The organism is Pseudomonas nicosulfuronedens (genome assembly GCF_005877905.1).
Lineage (GTDB): Bacteria > Pseudomonadota > Gammaproteobacteria > Pseudomonadales > Pseudomonadaceae > Pseudomonas > Pseudomonas nicosulfuronedens.
Map to the genome: position 1 here is coordinate 98,556 of NZ_SWDV01000031.1, position 15,951 is coordinate 114,506.

Sequence of the window (15,951 nt, forward strand, 5' to 3'; positions counted from 1 at the left end):
CTCCCTGGAGTGATTTCTTCAGCGATGGCAAAGCAGTAAAGCAGGAAAACGCTGGCTCGCCCCGTCTAGCCGGCGTCGCCCCAGCGCTCGCGCACCGCGAGGATGTCCGGCAGGCAGTCGAGGAACAGCTCCACCAGCTCCGGGTCGAACTGGCTGCCTTTTTCCCGACGCAGCAGTTCCACCGCCTCGTCGATGCTCCACGCCGGCTTGTACGGGCGCACGCTGGTCAGCGCGTCGAACACGTCGGCGATGGCGACGATGCGCCCCTCGATGGGAATCTCCTCGCCGCGCAGACCCTTCGGATAGCCGGTGCCGTCCCAGCGCTCGTGGTGGGTGAGGGCGATGCTGCGGGCCAGGCGCAGCAGGTTGGAGTCGTGCTCGCCGATGATCCGTGCGCCGATTTCCGGGTGCTGGCGCATCACCGCCCATTCGTGCTCGTCGAGCCGGCCGGGTTTCTGCAGGATGGCGTCTGGAATACCGATCTTGCCCACGTCGTGCATGGGCGCGGCATTGAGCAGGTCGTCGGCGGCCTTCTCGGAGTAGCCGGCAGCGCGCGCCAGGATGTGCGCGTAGTGGCTCATGCGGATGACGTGCAGGCCGGTCTCGTTGTCCTTGTACTCGGACGCCTTGCCCAGGCGCTGGACGATCTGCAGGCGCGTCTCGCGCAGTTCCTCCACGCGCACCAGCGACAGGTGCGTGCGTACCCGTGCCTTGACGATGGGCGGGCTGACCGGCTTGGTGATGTAGTCCACGGCGCCGACCTCGAAGCCCTTGGCTTCGTCCGGCACATCGGCCAGGGCGGTGACGAAGATCACCGGGATGGCGCAGGTCGCTTGCTCGGCCTTGAGTCGCTGGCACACCTCGAAGCCGGTCATGCCGGGCATCATCACGTCGAGCAGGATCAGCTCCGGGCGCTCGCGATTGGCCAGTTCCAGGGCCTTCTCGCCATCCTTGGCGAACAACAGGCGGTAGTCGTCCTGCAGAATGTGGCGCAGCACCTGCAGGTTGGTGGCCTCGTCGTCCACCAACAGCAGGCAGGGCCGATGATCTTGGGCGGTCAGGGTCATGCTTGCTCCAGGCGGGTGCCGAGGGTCCTGACCCATTCCAGGGCCTGGTCGAAGTCGAAATCGTCGATGGCGTAGCGCAGGGCTTCGAAGGCCTCGCGATGCTTGCCCTGGGCGGTACCCAGGCGCAGGCGCTCCAGCGCCTGGTCGTCGAGACCGCCACGGGAGAGCGCCAGTTGCAAGGCTTGCAGAGCATCGTGCAGGTCTTCCGAGGCCGCTTCGCCAACCGCTTCGGCGAAGGCGTCGGGCACCAGCGGTACCGATTCGCGAACAGTGGCGAACTCCATGCGGACCCGCTCCAGCGCAGAGCCCAGCTGTTCAGCCGGACCATGTTCAGCGGCGCCTTCCAGCGCGCCGATGGCGCCGGCCAGGCGCGGCAGGGCGAGGTTGGCGGCGGCACCACGCAGACGGTGGGCGAGGGTGGTGATGCTGGTGCGGTCACCTTCGTTCACCGCGCTTTCCAGTGCGGCAAGGCTGGCTTCCTGCTCATCGAGGAAGCGCCCGATGGCCCGCGCCATGGGCAGCGGACCGCCCCACAGGCGCGCACCGGCAGCCCAGTCCAGGGTCGCCAGTGGTGTTGGCTCGCTGGCCTGTGAGCTGCGTACAGCGGGGGTGGCACCGAGCAGGCGGGCCATCTCATCCAGCAAGCCGGCGAGGTCCAGCGGTTTGCTGGCGAAACCGTTCATGCCGGCGTCGAGGGCGTTCTGCCGGTCGCGGTCGAGCACGCTGGCAGTGAGGGCGATGATCGGTACGGCCTCCGCACCGCGCTGTTGCTCGAGGGTGCGGATGCGCCGGGTCGCTTCCAGGCCGTCCATGCCGGGCATCTGCACATCCATCAGGATCAGGTCGAAGTCCTGAGTGCTGTAGGCATCAACGGCGGCCTGTCCGTCGCCCACGCTGTGCGGGCGATGGCCCAGGCGGCGCAGATTCAGCTCCAGCAGCTCGACGTTCTGCGGCACGTCGTCGGCTACCAGAATGCGCAGTGGCGGCAGGTTCGGTGTGTGGCTGCGGGCTGCCGGTTGCACGCTGCGGCCGGTCGGCAGCGGCAGGTCGACGGTGAACACGCTGCCCCGGCCCACTTCGCTCTCCACGGTAATACGGCCACCCATCAGCTCCACCAGCTGACGCGAAATGGTGGTGCCAAGGCCCGTGCCGCCGAAGCGCCGGCTCATGGAGGCGTCGGCCTGGGCGAAGGGGTCGAAGATGCGCTCCAGGCGGTCGGCGGCGATGCCGATGCCGGTGTCGCGGATGGCCAGGCGCAGCGCGCCGGGTTCGCCGCTGATCACCAGCCGCACCTCGCCGCGCTCGGTGAACTTCACCGCGTTGCCCAGCAGGTTGGTCAGCACCTGCTGCAGGCGCAACGGGTCGCCCTGGAAGTACTCGCCGGCGCGCTGGCCGTAGTCGATCTGCAGGCTCAGCCCCTTGCGCTCGGCGGACAGCCGCAGCGCCGCGCAGACTTGCTCGCACAGTTCCGGCAGGGAGAAGTCGAGCGCTTCCAGCTCGATGGCGCCACGGTCCAGCTTGGCGGTGTCGAGGATGTCGTTGAGCAGGCCCAGCAGCGAGCGCGAGGCGTTCTGCACGGTGGTAAGGTAGCGCCGCTGGTTCTCTTCCAGCGGCGAATCCAGCAGCAGTTCGGTGAAGCCCATGATGGCGTTCATCGGCGTGCGGATTTCATGGCTCATGTTGGCGAGGAAGCTGCTGCGTGCGGCGGCGGCCTGTTCGGCGCGGTCGCGGGCGCTGCGCAGTTCCTGCTCCATGACGCGGCGCGGGGTGAGGTCGGTGGCCAGTTTCACTACCTTCACCGGCTTGCCGTCGAAGTCGAGGATCGGGTTGTAGGTGGCGTGGATCCACACCTCGCGCCCATCCTTGGCCAGGCGGCGGTACTCGCCGGCGCTGTGCTCGCCTTCGCGCAGCCCCTGCCAGAACGCCTGGTAGCGGGCGCTGGCGGCGACGTCCGGCGGGCAGAACAGGCTGTGGTGCTGGCCCAGCACCTCCGTCTCGCTGTAGCCGAAGAGTTCGAGGATGTTCTCGTTGGCGGCCAGGACACGGCCGTCCAGGTCGAATTCGATCAACGCCATGGCGCGGCCGATGGCAGTGACCTTGCCTTCGTACTCGTTGCTCAGCAGCTTGGTTTCGGTCTGGTCGAGCAGTACGCCGTCGATCCATTGCGGCCTGCCGGCCTCGTCGTAGCTGGCGCTGCCGCCTTCCCAGATCCAGTGTTCGGCGCCGCTGCGGTCGAACAGTCGATATTCGACGACATAGCTGCGGCGCTCGGCGATGGCGCGGCGTACTTCCTCATTCACCGCTTGCTGGTCGTCGGGGTGGTAGAGCTGGCCGAAAGTGATGCGCCTGGCGCTGAAGTCCTGTGCGGACCAGCCGGTGATGGCCTCGACCGCGTCACTGACGAACAGGGTGCTCCAGGGATCGTCCGGAAGGACGCGGAAGGCGATGCCGGGCATGTTGCGGATCAACGAGCGGTACTGCTCCTCGCTGGTGCGCAGGGCCTGCTCCATCACGCGGCGCTCGCTGATGTCGGCGACGAACACGACGAACCAGGGCTTGCCGTCGTGATCGGTGACGCCGAGGCTGACCCGTGCGGGGAATTCGCGGCCATCCCGGGTGAGGCCTTCCAGCTCCAGTTCGGAGTTGTGGAACTGGCGCTCGCCGCTGCGTTTGTAGTGCTCCAGGGCGACGCGGAACTGGTGTCCGTAGGCCTCGTTCATCAGCACCTGCATGGGCTGGCCGACCAGCTCGTGGGGGTGCCAGCCGAACAGGCGCAGCACCGCGTGGTTCACCGAGCGGATCACGCCGCTATGGTCGATGGTGAGGATGGCCTCGACGGCGGCGTCGAGCAGCGAATCCAGGTGCTTGCGCCGCCGCTGCAGCTCCTGGAACAGCTGGCGGTAGCGCAACAGGCCGTTTACCGCGGCGACGCAGATGCTCAGGCTGATGGTGGCCATGGACACCGCCATCGCCAGGTAGAAGCTGCCCTGCACGCCCTGCGGCACGCCGAACTCCTCGCGGCCGACGAAGCGTGCGGCGGCCATCCCGGTGTAGTGCATGCCGGCGATCGCCAGGCCCATCACCACGCCGCTGACCAGGATCGTCAGGTTCGGCCGCATCCGCCCGCGCAGGCCGAAGCGCACCCACAGCGCGATCACCGCCAGCACCACGGCAACCAGTATCGACAGGGTGAACATCCACGGGTCGTAGCGCAGCAACGGGGCCATCTGCATCGCTGCCATGCCGCTGTAGTGCATGGCACCGATACCCGCGCCGACCAGCACGCCGCCGCCGATCAGTTGAAGGCGGCTGACGTTGCGACGGGCGAGCAGGCTCAGGGCGATCCACGAGGCGAACAGGCTCGGCAGGCCGGAGAGCAGGGTGACCAGCGGGTCATAGCGCACCGCAGCGCAGAGCTGGAAGGACAGCATGCCGATGAAGTGCATCGCCCACACGCCGCCGCCGAGGGCCACCGCGCCGGTGCCGAGGGCCAACTGGCGGTAGAACGGGCTGCGCGCGAGCCGCGCCACGCCCGACAGTTGCAGGGCCATGGCCGAGGTGAAGATGGCGATGAGGATGGAGAGCAGGACCAATGCCGTGTTGTGCTCGCCGAAAACCAGCAGCGAAGGGGTGTCGCCGCTGTAGAAATATCGCTGCAGATCGAGCATTGAACGAAGACCGTACTGCGTGCCGAAGGCCCGGTGGAAGACGAGACTGGGGTGAGCAAAACACAGGATGACTGCAAATTGCCATCATTGTCGGTCGCTGCGCCCGCGAAGACCCCGCCACAGAGCAGGAATCGGACGAGTGGAAAGCTGGTGTTCGGAATCGAAGCTGAAACGATGCAGCAGGTGAGGCGACCGATAACGCGCTATCGGCGAATGGGGCGGGAAATTGAGCGTTTGCCGACGGCTGGCAGAGCCCATGAAAAAGCCCGGCTGAGGCCGGACTTTTTGCGGTACCTGTCTGTGGATCAGGCGGGCATGTGCCATTCCTGCAGACGGTAGCCTTCGCGGTTCAGCTCGTCACGGGCCTGGTTCAGCAGGCCTTCGAGCTGCTCCGGGTCGGAGTAGGCGGAGCTGGGAATGCGGGTGAGGCCCAGCAGACGGGCACCGGTACGATCGAGAACGGACAGGTCGAGGCTGCCGTCGCCCCCTTGGTCAACCCAGGTCACACAGTGGAAGGGTTGGAAGGCTCGTCCGGTGATCAGCAGAGCCTCGTTGAAACGAAGAGTCGCATGCATGGTTGTGATCTCTCTGCGCGGTAATCCATTGCGAAGGTGGCGAAAGCGGTTCATCCACTTTCGTGTTCGTTCACGCAATTGATGGATTCAGAGTCGAAGAAAGTCACAACCCATGTCGCGGTTGTACACAAAATAGTCGCAAATAAAACTGTTTGAGTCGCTGTAGGCCCCGCCAGCCGTGGCCTGCAGCGATTCCAAGGGTGCGCCATCGCGTCGCACGCACCTGATATGACCGGCGACGAACGGTCAGGCTTGCATCGCCCAACCGTCCACGTTCATCGCCGCCTGGCGCAATGCCTCGGAGCGCGTCGGATGTGGGTGGCAGGTGCGCGCGACGTCCTCGGCGGCGCCGCGGAACTCCATGGCCACGCAGTATTCCGCGATCATGTCGCCGACGTTCGGGCCGATCATGTGCACGCCGAGAATCTCGTCGCTGCGCTCGTCCGCCAGCACCTTCACGAAGCCCTCGGTCTCGTGGTTGATCTTCGCCCGGCTGTTGGCGGTAAAGGGGAACTTGCCCACTTTGTAGACGCGGCCCTCGGCCTTGAGCTGTTCCTCGGTCTTGCCGACGGTGGCCACTTCCGGGTGGGTGTAGATCACGCTGGGGATCACATCGTAGTTCACTTCCCCGGCCTTGCCGGCGATCAGCTCGACACAGGCGATGGCTTCGTCCTCGGCCTTGTGCGCGAGCATCGGGCCGGAGGTCACGTCGCCGATCACCCAGATGCCCGGCACGCTGCTGCGGTGCTCGTGGTTCTCCAGCAGGCCGCGCTTGTCGGTGGACAGGCCCACGCTTTCCAGTCCCAGCCCTTGTGTATAAGGACGGCGGCCGATGGCGAGCAATACGTAGTCCGCCTGGATCGACTCCGACGCGCCGCCGGCAGCCGGCTCCACGCTCAGTGTCACTTGCTTGCCGCTGACCTTGGCCTGGGTGACCTTCGAGCCCAGCTTGAAGCTCATGCCCTGCTTGGTCAGTGCGCGCTGGAAGGTCTTGGCGGTTTCCAGGTCCATGCCGGGGCAGATGCGATCCAGGTATTCGATCACCGTGACTTGGGCGCCGAGGCGGCGCCATACCGAACCCAGTTCCAGGCCGATGACGCCCGCACCGATCACCACCAGGTGCTTGGGCACTTCCGGGATGGACAGCGCGCCGGTGGAGTCGAGGATGCGCTGGTTGTCGACCTCCACGCCTGGCAGCGGGGAGGGTTCCGAGCCGGTGGCGATGATGATGTCCTTCGCGGTGAGCGAGGTTTTGCTGCCGTCGGCGGCGGTCACTTCGACCTTGCCCGGCCCGTCGATGCGGCCCCAGCCTTTTACCCAGTCCACCTTGTTCTTGCGGAAGAGAAATTCCACGCCCTTGGTCAGCGCGGTCACGCTCTCGGCTTTCTGCTTCATCATCTGTGCCAGGTCGAGCTTGGGCTTGACCTGGATGCCGAGGTTGGCGAACTCGCCGCCGGCTGCGGCCTCATACAACTCCGACGCGTGCAGCAGGGCCTTGGACGGCATGCAGCCGACATTCAGGCAGGTGCCGCCGAGGGTCTCGCGGCCCTCCACGCAGGCGACCTTCAGTCCCAGCTGGCCGGCGCGAATCGCCGCGTTGTAGCCGCCGGGGCCGCCGCCAATGACGATCACATCGTATGCGCTCATGCAGTGTTCTCCGCAGTAGGAAAAAGGGGTGAATCGAGGTTAGTCGGCACTCGCCGGATCACCAGCGCAGAGCTCGGGATAAGCGTTACTCAATTTATATTACGAACATAATATATGAGACCGCGCAAGTCACGCAGACATGACAGGCGAAGCGAGGAGGGCGAAAATGCGGGGCTTTGGCGCCTCAGGTTCGTGCGCCTACGGAGAATTCATGAAGATCGACTGCGATTTCGACAGCGGCAACATCCAGGTCATCGACGACAGCGACCCGCGCCACGTGCGCCTGGCGCTGCGCCCGGACAGCAAAAGCCCGCACTTCCAGTGGTTCCACTTCAAGGCCGAGGGCCTGCAGCCCGGCCAGCAATACCAGTTCAGCCTGACCAATACCTCGGGCTCCAGCTACACCGGCGGCTGGCCGGGCTACAACGCCGTGGCGTCCTATGATCAGCGCGACTGGTTCCGTGTGCCCAGCACCTACGACGCCAACGGTTTGCACTTCACGCTCGATGCCGAGCAGCCCCAGGCCTGGTTCGCCTACTTCGAGCCCTACAGCCGCGCGCGCCATGCCGAACTGGTGAAGCACGCCCAGGCCAACGGTGCCGAACTGCTCGCCACGGGGCACAGCCTCGAAGGCCGCGAGCTGCCGTTGCTGCGTATCGGCAAGGGCGCGGCCGGCGCACGCAAGATCTGGCTGATCGCCCAGCAGCATCCTGGCGAGCACATGGCTGAGTGGTTCATGGAAGGCCTGATCGAGCGCCTGCAATCCGGCGCGGCTGACATCCAGAGCCTGCTGGAGCGCGCCGACTTTTACCTGGTGCCGAACATGAACCCGGACGGCGCCTTCCACGGCCACCTGCGCACCAACGCCGCCGGCAAGGACCTCAACCGCGCCTGGGCCGCGCCCAGCGCCGAAGAGAGCCCCGAAGTGCTGTTCGTCCAGCAGCAGATGGCGAAATACGGCGTCGACCTGTTCCTCGACGTGCACGGCGATGAGGAAATCCCCTTCGTGTTCGCCGCCGGCTGCGAAGGCAACCCGGAGTTCACGCCGCGCCTGGATCGCCTGGAAAGCCTGTTCCGCGAGCGCCTGGAAGCCAACGGCGAATTCCAGAGCGTGCACGGCTATCCGAAGGACGCCCCGGGCCAGGCCAACCTGACCCTGGCCTGCAACCATGTCGGCCGCACCTACGACTGCCTGTCGCTGACCCTGGAAATGCCGTTCAAGGACCACAACCTGTCGCCCAATGTGCGTACCGGGTGGAGCGGGGCGCGTTCCAAGGCGTTGGCCGGCGCGGTACTGGCCACCATCGGCAGCCTGGTCGACGAGTTACGCTGATTCGCGAGCGGGCGTGCATCGCGGTTTGTTATTGCCCGCCCCGGAGCTCTTCGTAGGACCGCGGGGGACGCTTGGTCCTTGCTTGCGAACACCGGGCTGCTCTGCGGCTGGGCGGGTTCGCGAGCAAGCTCGCTCCTACAGAAAGGTGCCTTTCCCGGCGACGTCCTACATCCTTGGCGGCTGACCGTTCGGTTAATCCGCCGCAGGCAGTCGTTGAATCTTCCTACCCGCGTGCTAATCCAAAGAGTGAGGCATACAAGTTCAGGAGGTAGGTATGACTCGTCATCGGAAGCTGTTGACCCCGCAGGTCATCGAAGACTTGCAGGAACGCATGGACGCCCTGGAAGAACTGGACTTCAGAGAGCGCCGTGAAGTGCGCAAGAACCGCTCGGGCGAACACAGGCCACGCGCCCATCTCGGCATGGCCTGAGCAAGTGGGCCGCACTGGCGTCAGCGCCAGCCAAGGAGACACGACAAGGCCGATTCGGCATCGCGCCGGACCGGCCTTGCGTGACGTTATTCACTCCTTCATTCATTTCGTCGGACGGTCTCCCGCATTCCGCGCTGTAGTTTCTCTCCTGTCATCCATTTCCCCTCTGTAAGCGGCTCCCTAGAGCGGTTCGTATCTGTAACGTCCGGCTTGTCCAGTAGCGGATGTCTTACAAAAAACCGACTGAAAACTTGAACTGCTTCACATAAAATCGGGTCTTCCGTTAGCGCATTTCGCTCTACCCGCAGCCGTCAGAAGTAGCCCCATGGAAAACCACAGTACCCCCCTGGGTCCGGTTCCCGCTCACCTGGTCCGTGAAGCCGTGGCCAAGAAAACGGGACTCGGCTGGGTGGTCGAGTTCAACGTCGCCACCTGGCTCAACCTGGCCGTGCGCGACGACACCGCCATCGCGCTCAAGATCAGCTACCTGGACGGCGAAAAGCCCCGGGAAGTGCTGGTCGACAAGGGCAGCATCTTCGGCGCCCAGCGCATCCTGCTGTGCGGCATCGCCCGCCTGGGGGTGAACCAGAAGCTGGAGTCCATGAGCCTGTCGCTGGAAACCCGTGCGCCCATCCAGTCGCTGCTGGTCGAGGAACTCTTCGTCCAGGCCGTCGAGCGCCAGAGCGAAAAGAAGAACGGCACCCGCAAGGCCCGTTGACGCTTCAGCGCCAGTGGATCGCCTGAGCAACGCCATCGGCGGGCATTCCCGTCATGCATGAAGCTACGCCGGGCTTGCGATCCGCCGGCAGGAGCGGGGAACATCGCCGGGCCCCACTCGAAGCTTCAGGAAGCTCCATGCCCCTCGATATCGAACAGCTCAAGCTCTACACCGCCCACCGTGGCATCGCCATTCCCATGCTCGATTTCCTGCAGTTCCGCCACGCCCCGGCGGAAGACGGAAACGGGCCGGATCGTCTGGTCGTACGCGTCGAACCGCAGCACGTGAACGGCTGGGCCAACGCCCATGGCGGGCTGATCATGACCCTGCTCGACGTCGCCATGGCGCTGAGTGCCAGCGATGCCGACGAGGCCGGACGCGGCGTAGTGACGGTGGAGATGAAGACCAATTTCCTGCGACCCGGCGGAGCAGTGGGCGAAGTGCTCGAAGCCCTTGGTAGTGTGCGCCACCACACCCGTTCCATCGCCTTCTGCGAGGCCGAGCTGCGCAACAGTGCCGGCGTAGTCGTTGCTTCCGCGTCCGGCACCTTCAAGTACGTCAACAAGCCGCGCCCGCTGGCCGACGCCTGAGTATTTTCCCTCCCGTTGGCGGCCGCAGACGGAACGCGGCCGTTTCTCTCCCTTGATGTCGCCTCGATATCAGCTCCGTTCAGCGGCTCGCCCGCGTCCTCAAGACTTTCTCGAGTCATAGGCTGTCCTATCGAAGAACGCTCTAGCACGGGCTTTGTAAGAAATAACTTTCACTGGCTGTAATGAATTCGTCATAAAGCGTGACTACATTTTTCTGTCATGAAAGTGTCACTCGATGTGACTGAGCCAGTGACGGCACAAGGCAACCACCATGCTGCTCGATGACAAGAACTTCCCACGACGCGTCCAGCGCGACCTGCTGGACGACCGCGACGAAGAGCTCGAACTCGAACTGTTCGACGAGCTTTACGATTTCGAAGGGCTGCGCCACGGCAGCCTGCAGACCCATGAAGAACGTCTGGCGCGCCAGCGTTACTTCCACACGCTGTTCAGCCTGCAGGCCGAGCTGGTCAAGCTGCAGAACTGGGTGGTGAATACCGGCCACAAGGTCGTCATCCTCTTCGAAGGCCGCGACGCGGCGGGCAAGGGCGGGGTGATCAAGCGCATCACCCAGCGCCTGAATCCGCGCGTGTGCCGCGTCGCCGCGCTGCCCGCGCCGAACGACCGCGAACAGACCCAGTGGTACTTCCAGCGCTACGTCTCGCACCTGCCGGCGGCAGGAGAGATCGTCCTGTTCGACCGCAGCTGGTACAACCGCGCCGGGGTCGAGCGGGTGATGGGCTTCTGCAACGACGAGCAGTACGAGGAATTCTTCCGCAGCGTGCCGGAGTTCGAGCGCATGCTCGTACGCTCCGGCATCCAGGTCATCAAGTACTGGTTTTCCATCTCAGACGAGGAGCAACACTACCGCTTCCTCAGCCGCATCCACGACCCGCTCAAGCAGTGGAAGCTCAGCCCCATGGACCTGGAATCGCGGCGCCGCTGGGAGTCCTACACCAAGGCCAAGGAAGTGATGCTCGAACGCACCCACATCGCCGAAGCGCCCTGGTGGATCGTGCAGGCCGACGACAAGAAGCGCGCGCGGCTGAACTGCATCAGCCACCTGCTCAGCCAGATTCCCTACCAGGAAGTGCAGCAGCCCGCCGTCAGCCTGCCTGAGCGGCAGCGCCACGAAGGTTATCGCCGGCATCCCACGCCGCAGGAATTGCAGGTGCCGGAAGTCTACTGACCGGTACCGGTCGCTCTCGTAGGATGGTGTGGAGCGCAGCGATACCCATCGACAGGCTGTCCACCTTCAGCATGAGAATCCTGCGTTCCTGCTGCGCCTTATTGCATCTGCTCGCGAGCAAGCTCGCTCTTACAGCCAATCCCGCGTTTTTTGTAGGAGCGAGCTTGTTCGCGAACGGCCTGCGCCGAACCGGCCCGCCATGAAAAAGCCGCCCCTAAGGGCGGCTTTTTACTGCGCCGCTGGCTGCAATCAATGCCAGAACAGCGCGATCAGGATGATGATCGGAATCGGAACGCCGAGGAAATACAGAAGGATCGAGCGCATGGTGGGCCTCCGGTCAGTGGGCGGGACGGGATGGCGTGGCGTGCAGCGTGCGGGTGTTCGTCAGCAGCACCACCGCGTCGCGGCGACGCCCGCCGTGGATGGCCAGGAAGCTGGCGAAGAACGCGCCGCAGAGCAGGGCGACGAACATCCACAGCGCCGAGGCGGCGGCCACCTTGCGCGCCGTATCGGCCGCTTGCTGGGCTTTCAGCTTGGCCTGCTGCGCAGCGGCGAAGACCTGGTCGATCCGTTGCTCGGCTTCGGCCTGGCCGATCTCGGTACGCTGAGCGACGACGCGAGCCAGGTAGGTTCGGTCATCCGCCGTCAGTTGGCCGTCGGCCAGCCCGCGCAGGAAGATGCGCGTGACGATGGCGTGGGCGGCATCGTTGTCCACCGCCACCGGACGGTTGTCGCGGAACAACATGTCGATGAAGTACCCCGAACTGGCCTCCGCGCGATGCGTGCCGCCTGCACTGGCAAAGGCTGCCGAGCTGGCCGCCGCGGTTCCCGCCTGCAAGCCGCCGCCGACGATACCGCTCAGCGAGCCCACCACCAGTGTCGCCGTCACCAGCGTGGCGATGGCCCAGGCCAGGAAGCCGTGGGCAGTGTCGCGGAAATACACCTCGTCGTCGTGCAGGCGCGCCCAGCGCACCCGCAGGCGCCCGGCAATGTAGCCGCCCAGGCCCGAGGCGAGGATCTGCGTCAGCATCAGCCAGATGATCGTGGATACGCTCATCTGCTTGAAGGTCGCGCCATCGCCCGGCCAGGGCGACACCGCGGAAAAGCCCAGGCCGAAGCCCAGGAGAATCAGGATCAGGGACAGCGCCGCCGCTCCGGCGGCCCCGGCGAACACCGCCGCCCAGGACACGCCGGAGTGGTCCGACGTATCCACGGCGGTTGTGGCGTAGGCATCAGTCGTTGTCATCATTGTTGGCTGCTCCGTGGCAAAGAGGTGGAAGCCTCATCACCCTTGGTGCAGCCGCTGTGCCAGATGTAACAAAATAATTAGGCTTGGAAAATCAATGGCTTGGAAAATTGCGACGGCCAACGGCCATGCAGATTGCAGGATCGGGTCAGCGCCAGCGAGCAGATTGCAACCGAGTTGCTGATCCGATAGCGGCGTGACCTATAGTGGCCAACACGCTTTCATGAACCCGCCAGGGCAGGGCGACCATGACCCTCGAACCCACCACACTGTTATGGGGCGCGCCTTTGCTGATGTTGCTGGGCGGCTACGGGCTGATCCGCTGCATCGGCCGGCTGCGCCGCATCATCTTCCCCGACGTGCGCCAGCGCTGGTCCGACGCCGCGCGCCCGCAAGTGATCGCCTTGCCGCGCGCCGGGCGCTACGTCATCAACATCGTTTTTCCGGCTTTTACCGTGGTCACCGGCACCGCGCATTTCGCCGCCGACTTCGCCATTACCCGCTTGCCCGGCCAGCCCGTACCGTATCAGCGCTACAGCCGCTTCAGGTTGTTCAGCGTGCGGCGCAGCGACATGGGCGGCAACTCCAGCAACCCCCTGGGCGAGTTCACCTGCAGCGAACCCGGTGACTACCAGATCACCTGCCTGACCCCGGACCACATCCGCCCCGGTTTCCAGCTGGAAGTCTCACCCTACGTCTCGCCGGCCAGCTTCGTCCCGCTGATCCTCGGCACCATCCTTTCGGCCGCGATGACCATCGGCGGGCTGGTCTTCACCCTCCTCAAACTGACCGGCCGGCTGTGACCTCACCGACACCGAGAAACGCCTTCCCGGTTCCGTAGGATGGCGTGGAGCGAAGCGATACCCATCAACCGCCCACACCCACGGCCGATGGGTATCGCTTCGCTCCACCCATCCTACGAACAGCGTTTCCCTGTAGGAGCGAGGGGGGCGCCATCGTTATTGCTCGCGAACCACTTCGCTGCCCAACGCAGGGCGTATAACGCGTACCGCGTTATACGCCCTGCGCTCTACACCATTACGGCAGATCCCACTCCATCCGCAGGCCGATTTCCCGGCGGAAATCGTCAAGCGCAGCAAGGTACTGGTCACGGTCGAAAATGGCCGAAGGGATGTTGTAATACTCGGTGATAGGGGCGGGATGGGTAATGCACTCGTGCAACAGACCGAAGCGCTCCCAGCGAACATCCCTCTCGTCCGCCACCTGCTCGACCGCGATCACCGCGCAGCCCAGGTCCAGGTCATCAGAGCACACCAGTAATGGCACCACCGTCTTCCAGCCGGGTGCCACGGAATACGACCGATCCCAGAGCAGCGCTGAGTCGCTATCGCTGTAGAGGCCTGCATGAGCGCTGACCAGATCGAGTTCTGCGCCTGGATCGTGTTGCGGCAACCAGACTTCCAGCGGCAACCCGTCAATGCTCAGGGCTGGGTAAAAGTCCATGCTGTAGCGCGATTTGTACAGTTTGCAGGAGAGTCGATTCATTGGGCGCTCTTGGCCAGGCATTCAACGTTTTCCGGCTCGAAGCGGCCGGCGCCGCAGCGCTTGATGCTCAGCCAGAGGTCTTTTTTCGGTTCGAAACGCTGCAGCGAAATGGGCGATTCTTTCCAGGTGTCGAACTCGTCGTACACCACCTGCCGCCAATCGAAATCCGGACTCCACGACAGCGTGTAGGACGCTGTGCCGTTCCCCGCGGCAATATGGATCGAGAAGACCTCCAGTGGCGAACCCCGGCAGGCGGCCGACTCCAGTAATCGCCAGAGTTCCGGCTCGCCAGGGCGGACCGTCTCACGGGTAAATGCGATGACTGCTTCGATATCATCCCACGCGGCTTGGACCAGCGATTGGACCTCCCGCAAATATGGCTCCGATGCTTCACCAGCTGGGTGCGCGACGTAGATCAGTCGTTGGCCGAACTGAAACTCACACTGGCTGACTTCACCACAGGAGCCCCAGAAGCCAAGAATGTGCGACGCATTCAGCTCGATTCGCATATCAGCTAGTGCTTCGGATGCTCGTGCCAGGCCACCGCAGTTCGCAGCAAGGTTCGCGCATTGGAATAGTCCACGGCATATTGCGGCTTGCGGGTGAAGGCCAGTGCACTCTTGGTGAATACCAACAGGGGGGCGTTGGTGTCGCGCTCCAGCTCCAGGCGGGCATCGACCGCAGTGAACTCCGGGCGAGCACTGAGCTTCTCGCGGCTCTGGATGCGCTGCTCCAGCGGTAGTTCGCTCCAGGCGATGAAAGTCAGGACCGGCTCCAGCCCGGCGGGAAAGGTATCGCGCTGCAGGCGCTTGCCCAAGGTCAGGTACTTTGGCCCCAGGTCATCGGTGAAGTCCATCCACTGATCGCTATCGGCGATGCGCACCGGCAACATGTACGGCGAGTAAGCATCACGCTGGCGCACGCCGGCATCTGCATCGAATCGATAGTACTGAATATCCGTCTTGTAGAGTTCGAAGAGGCGCAGGGTCGCGTACTTGCTGAATGTACTGACGTTGCGCTGGGATTGATCCCAACTGCAGCCGGAAAGCGTAAGGGCAATGACGAGCGGCAGAATACCGAAAAGTTTGCGCATGGTTTTCCCTGAGGTGCTGGTTCTTCCTTGCGCCGCGCGACATCCGCGCCGCAGCCCCTTAGCGAAGGGGCGCGACATGGTAGCTAACTGACAGCCTTGAGCCAATTGTCTCTCCAGTCGCACCCACGCTTGTGCTTGCTACGTCCGCAGCCGCTTCGCCCAGCCGCGCCAGCCTGTGCGCCCGGCAATCGGCGAACGTCCGCCAAGCACGCGCGGCAGATCACCGAAGCTAACCCAGAGATCGTCCTGCCAATCCAGCACCCGCAGGCATTGCCGCTCGAACTGCAACTGCACATGGCGCGGGCCGCTGGCCTTGAACTGGCTGCGCACCTGCGGCACCACCGTGCCGCTGATCCAGCGCCGCAGCGAGCCATAGTCCGGCACATTGAACAGCACCAGCGCCTGGTATACGGCGGATTCGCTGATCAATACGTAGTCGAGTTCCAGGCCCTCCTCGGTCAGCAGCCGTTCCTGGCGAATCTGGTCATCGGCCATGCGCATGGCCAGGCGGTCTTCGTAACGGTAACCCGTCACGCGGCAGAAGTCGGAAAGGATGAACCAGACCTGATCGTCGATCAGCAGGGCGCGCAGGGTGCGGCGATGGCGGAGGAAGGGGAGCGGGGTGGGTAAGGGTAGATCGTCCATGGAGAGAGTCCTTTACTGGTCAGTAGGACCGCCCCTCCGCTGCTAATCGGAATGGAGGCGGAACCGCATCGGGTTAGCAGACCGGGACCAGAGGACCGGCAGACCCGAAGGTCTCCCAATGCGGCCCCACCACAAAGGCAAAATCCAGGCGAGATTTATCGCCGGAAATCGCTAGGCGTTTCCGCACTCTGATCGTTCGGGCTGCTAAACCCGGCCCCGTCAGTTTCACGAGGCGAGAAGAGGG

The 15,951-nt window shown here is 64.3% G+C and carries 15 protein-coding genes; 6 read left to right on the forward strand and 9 right to left on the reverse strand.

Annotated features, from left to right (window positions below):
• Positions 1-65: 65 nt before the first annotated feature.
• The 4 genes from FAS41_RS22080 to lpdA form a co-directional block, all read right to left on the reverse strand.
• Complete coding sequence (locus FAS41_RS22080) at positions 66-1,067, reverse strand: response regulator (protein ID WP_138525556.1); 1,002 nt, start codon at positions 1,065-1,067, stop codon at positions 66-68.
• Positions 1,064-4,735 (reverse strand): PAS domain S-box protein, encoded by a 3,672-nt coding sequence (locus FAS41_RS22085; protein WP_138525557.1) that lies wholly within the window; start codon positions 4,733-4,735, stop codon positions 1,064-1,066. Before FAS41_RS22085 ends, FAS41_RS22080 begins: the two co-directional genes overlap by 4 nt.
• A 305-nt stretch (positions 4,736-5,040) precedes the next feature.
• Positions 5,041-5,310 carry a hypothetical protein gene (locus tag FAS41_RS22090; protein WP_026079120.1) on the reverse strand — a complete coding sequence of 90 codons (270 nt, stop codon included), beginning with the start codon at positions 5,308-5,310 and terminating at the stop codon, positions 5,041-5,043.
• Between the two features lie 246 nt (positions 5,311-5,556).
• Positions 5,557-6,957, reverse strand: a complete 1,401-nt coding sequence (gene lpdA, locus FAS41_RS22095) for a dihydrolipoyl dehydrogenase (protein WP_138525558.1) — start codon at positions 6,955-6,957, stop codon at positions 5,557-5,559.
• Positions 6,958-7,168: 211 nt separating this feature from the next.
• Here lpdA and FAS41_RS22100 point away from each other — a divergent pair, with 211 nt between their 5' ends.
• The 5 genes from FAS41_RS22100 to ppk2 all read left to right on the forward strand — a co-directional run bounded on the left by FAS41_RS22100 (position 7,169) and on the right by ppk2 (position 11,217).
• Positions 7,169-8,290 (forward strand): M14 family metallopeptidase, encoded by a 1,122-nt coding sequence (locus FAS41_RS22100; protein WP_138525559.1) that lies wholly within the window; start codon positions 7,169-7,171, stop codon positions 8,288-8,290.
• A 274-nt stretch (positions 8,291-8,564) separates the two neighbouring features.
• On the forward strand, positions 8,565-8,720 hold the full coding sequence (locus FAS41_RS30895) for a hypothetical protein (RefSeq protein ID WP_171049533.1): 156 nt from the start codon (positions 8,565-8,567) through the stop codon (positions 8,718-8,720).
• A gap of 325 nt (positions 8,721-9,045) precedes the next feature.
• Complete coding sequence (locus tag FAS41_RS22105; protein ID WP_138525560.1) at positions 9,046-9,438, forward strand: hypothetical protein; 393 nt, start codon at positions 9,046-9,048, stop codon at positions 9,436-9,438.
• Positions 9,439-9,575: 137 nt separating this feature from the next.
• Positions 9,576-10,028, forward strand: a complete 453-nt coding sequence (locus FAS41_RS22110; RefSeq protein ID WP_138525561.1) for a PaaI family thioesterase — start codon at positions 9,576-9,578, stop codon at positions 10,026-10,028.
• A 271-nt stretch (positions 10,029-10,299) separates the two neighbouring features.
• Positions 10,300-11,217 carry a polyphosphate kinase 2 gene (gene ppk2, locus FAS41_RS22115; RefSeq protein WP_138525562.1) on the forward strand — a complete coding sequence of 306 codons (918 nt, stop codon included), beginning with the start codon at positions 10,300-10,302 and terminating at the stop codon, positions 11,215-11,217.
• A gap of 337 nt (positions 11,218-11,554) precedes the next feature.
• On the opposite strand, the gene FAS41_RS22120 is transcribed toward ppk2, so the two are convergent.
• On the reverse strand, positions 11,555-12,466 hold the full coding sequence (locus FAS41_RS22120) for a hypothetical protein (protein WP_138525563.1): 912 nt from the start codon (positions 12,464-12,466) through the stop codon (positions 11,555-11,557).
• Between the two features lie 245 nt (positions 12,467-12,711).
• On the opposite strand from FAS41_RS22120, the gene FAS41_RS31015 reads away from it, so the two are divergent.
• Positions 12,712-13,266, forward strand: a complete 555-nt coding sequence (locus FAS41_RS31015) for a hypothetical protein (RefSeq protein WP_177421677.1) — start codon at positions 12,712-12,714, stop codon at positions 13,264-13,266.
• Positions 13,267-13,501: 235 nt separating this feature from the next.
• Here the strand turns inward: FAS41_RS31015 and FAS41_RS31195 are convergent, their stop codons facing one another.
• From FAS41_RS31195 to FAS41_RS22145, 4 genes are all read right to left on the reverse strand, one after another.
• Positions 13,502-13,969, reverse strand: coding sequence for a hypothetical protein (locus FAS41_RS31195; protein ID WP_246084919.1), 468 nt, complete (start codon positions 13,967-13,969; stop codon positions 13,502-13,504).
• The gene (locus FAS41_RS22135; RefSeq protein WP_138525564.1) at positions 13,966-14,478 is read right to left on the reverse strand and encodes a hypothetical protein; all 513 of its coding nucleotides are present in this window, start codon (positions 14,476-14,478) and stop codon (positions 13,966-13,968) included. The genes FAS41_RS31195 and FAS41_RS22135 overlap by 4 nt, the downstream gene beginning before the upstream one ends.
• A gap of 5 nt (positions 14,479-14,483) precedes the next feature.
• Positions 14,484-15,062 (reverse strand): hypothetical protein, encoded by a 579-nt coding sequence (locus tag FAS41_RS22140; RefSeq protein ID WP_138525565.1) that lies wholly within the window; start codon positions 15,060-15,062, stop codon positions 14,484-14,486.
• Positions 15,063-15,200: 138 nt separating this feature from the next.
• Positions 15,201-15,707 carry a BRO family protein gene (locus FAS41_RS22145; protein ID WP_138525566.1) on the reverse strand — a complete coding sequence of 169 codons (507 nt, stop codon included), beginning with the start codon at positions 15,705-15,707 and terminating at the stop codon, positions 15,201-15,203.
• Between the last annotated feature and the right edge of the window lie 244 nt (positions 15,708-15,951).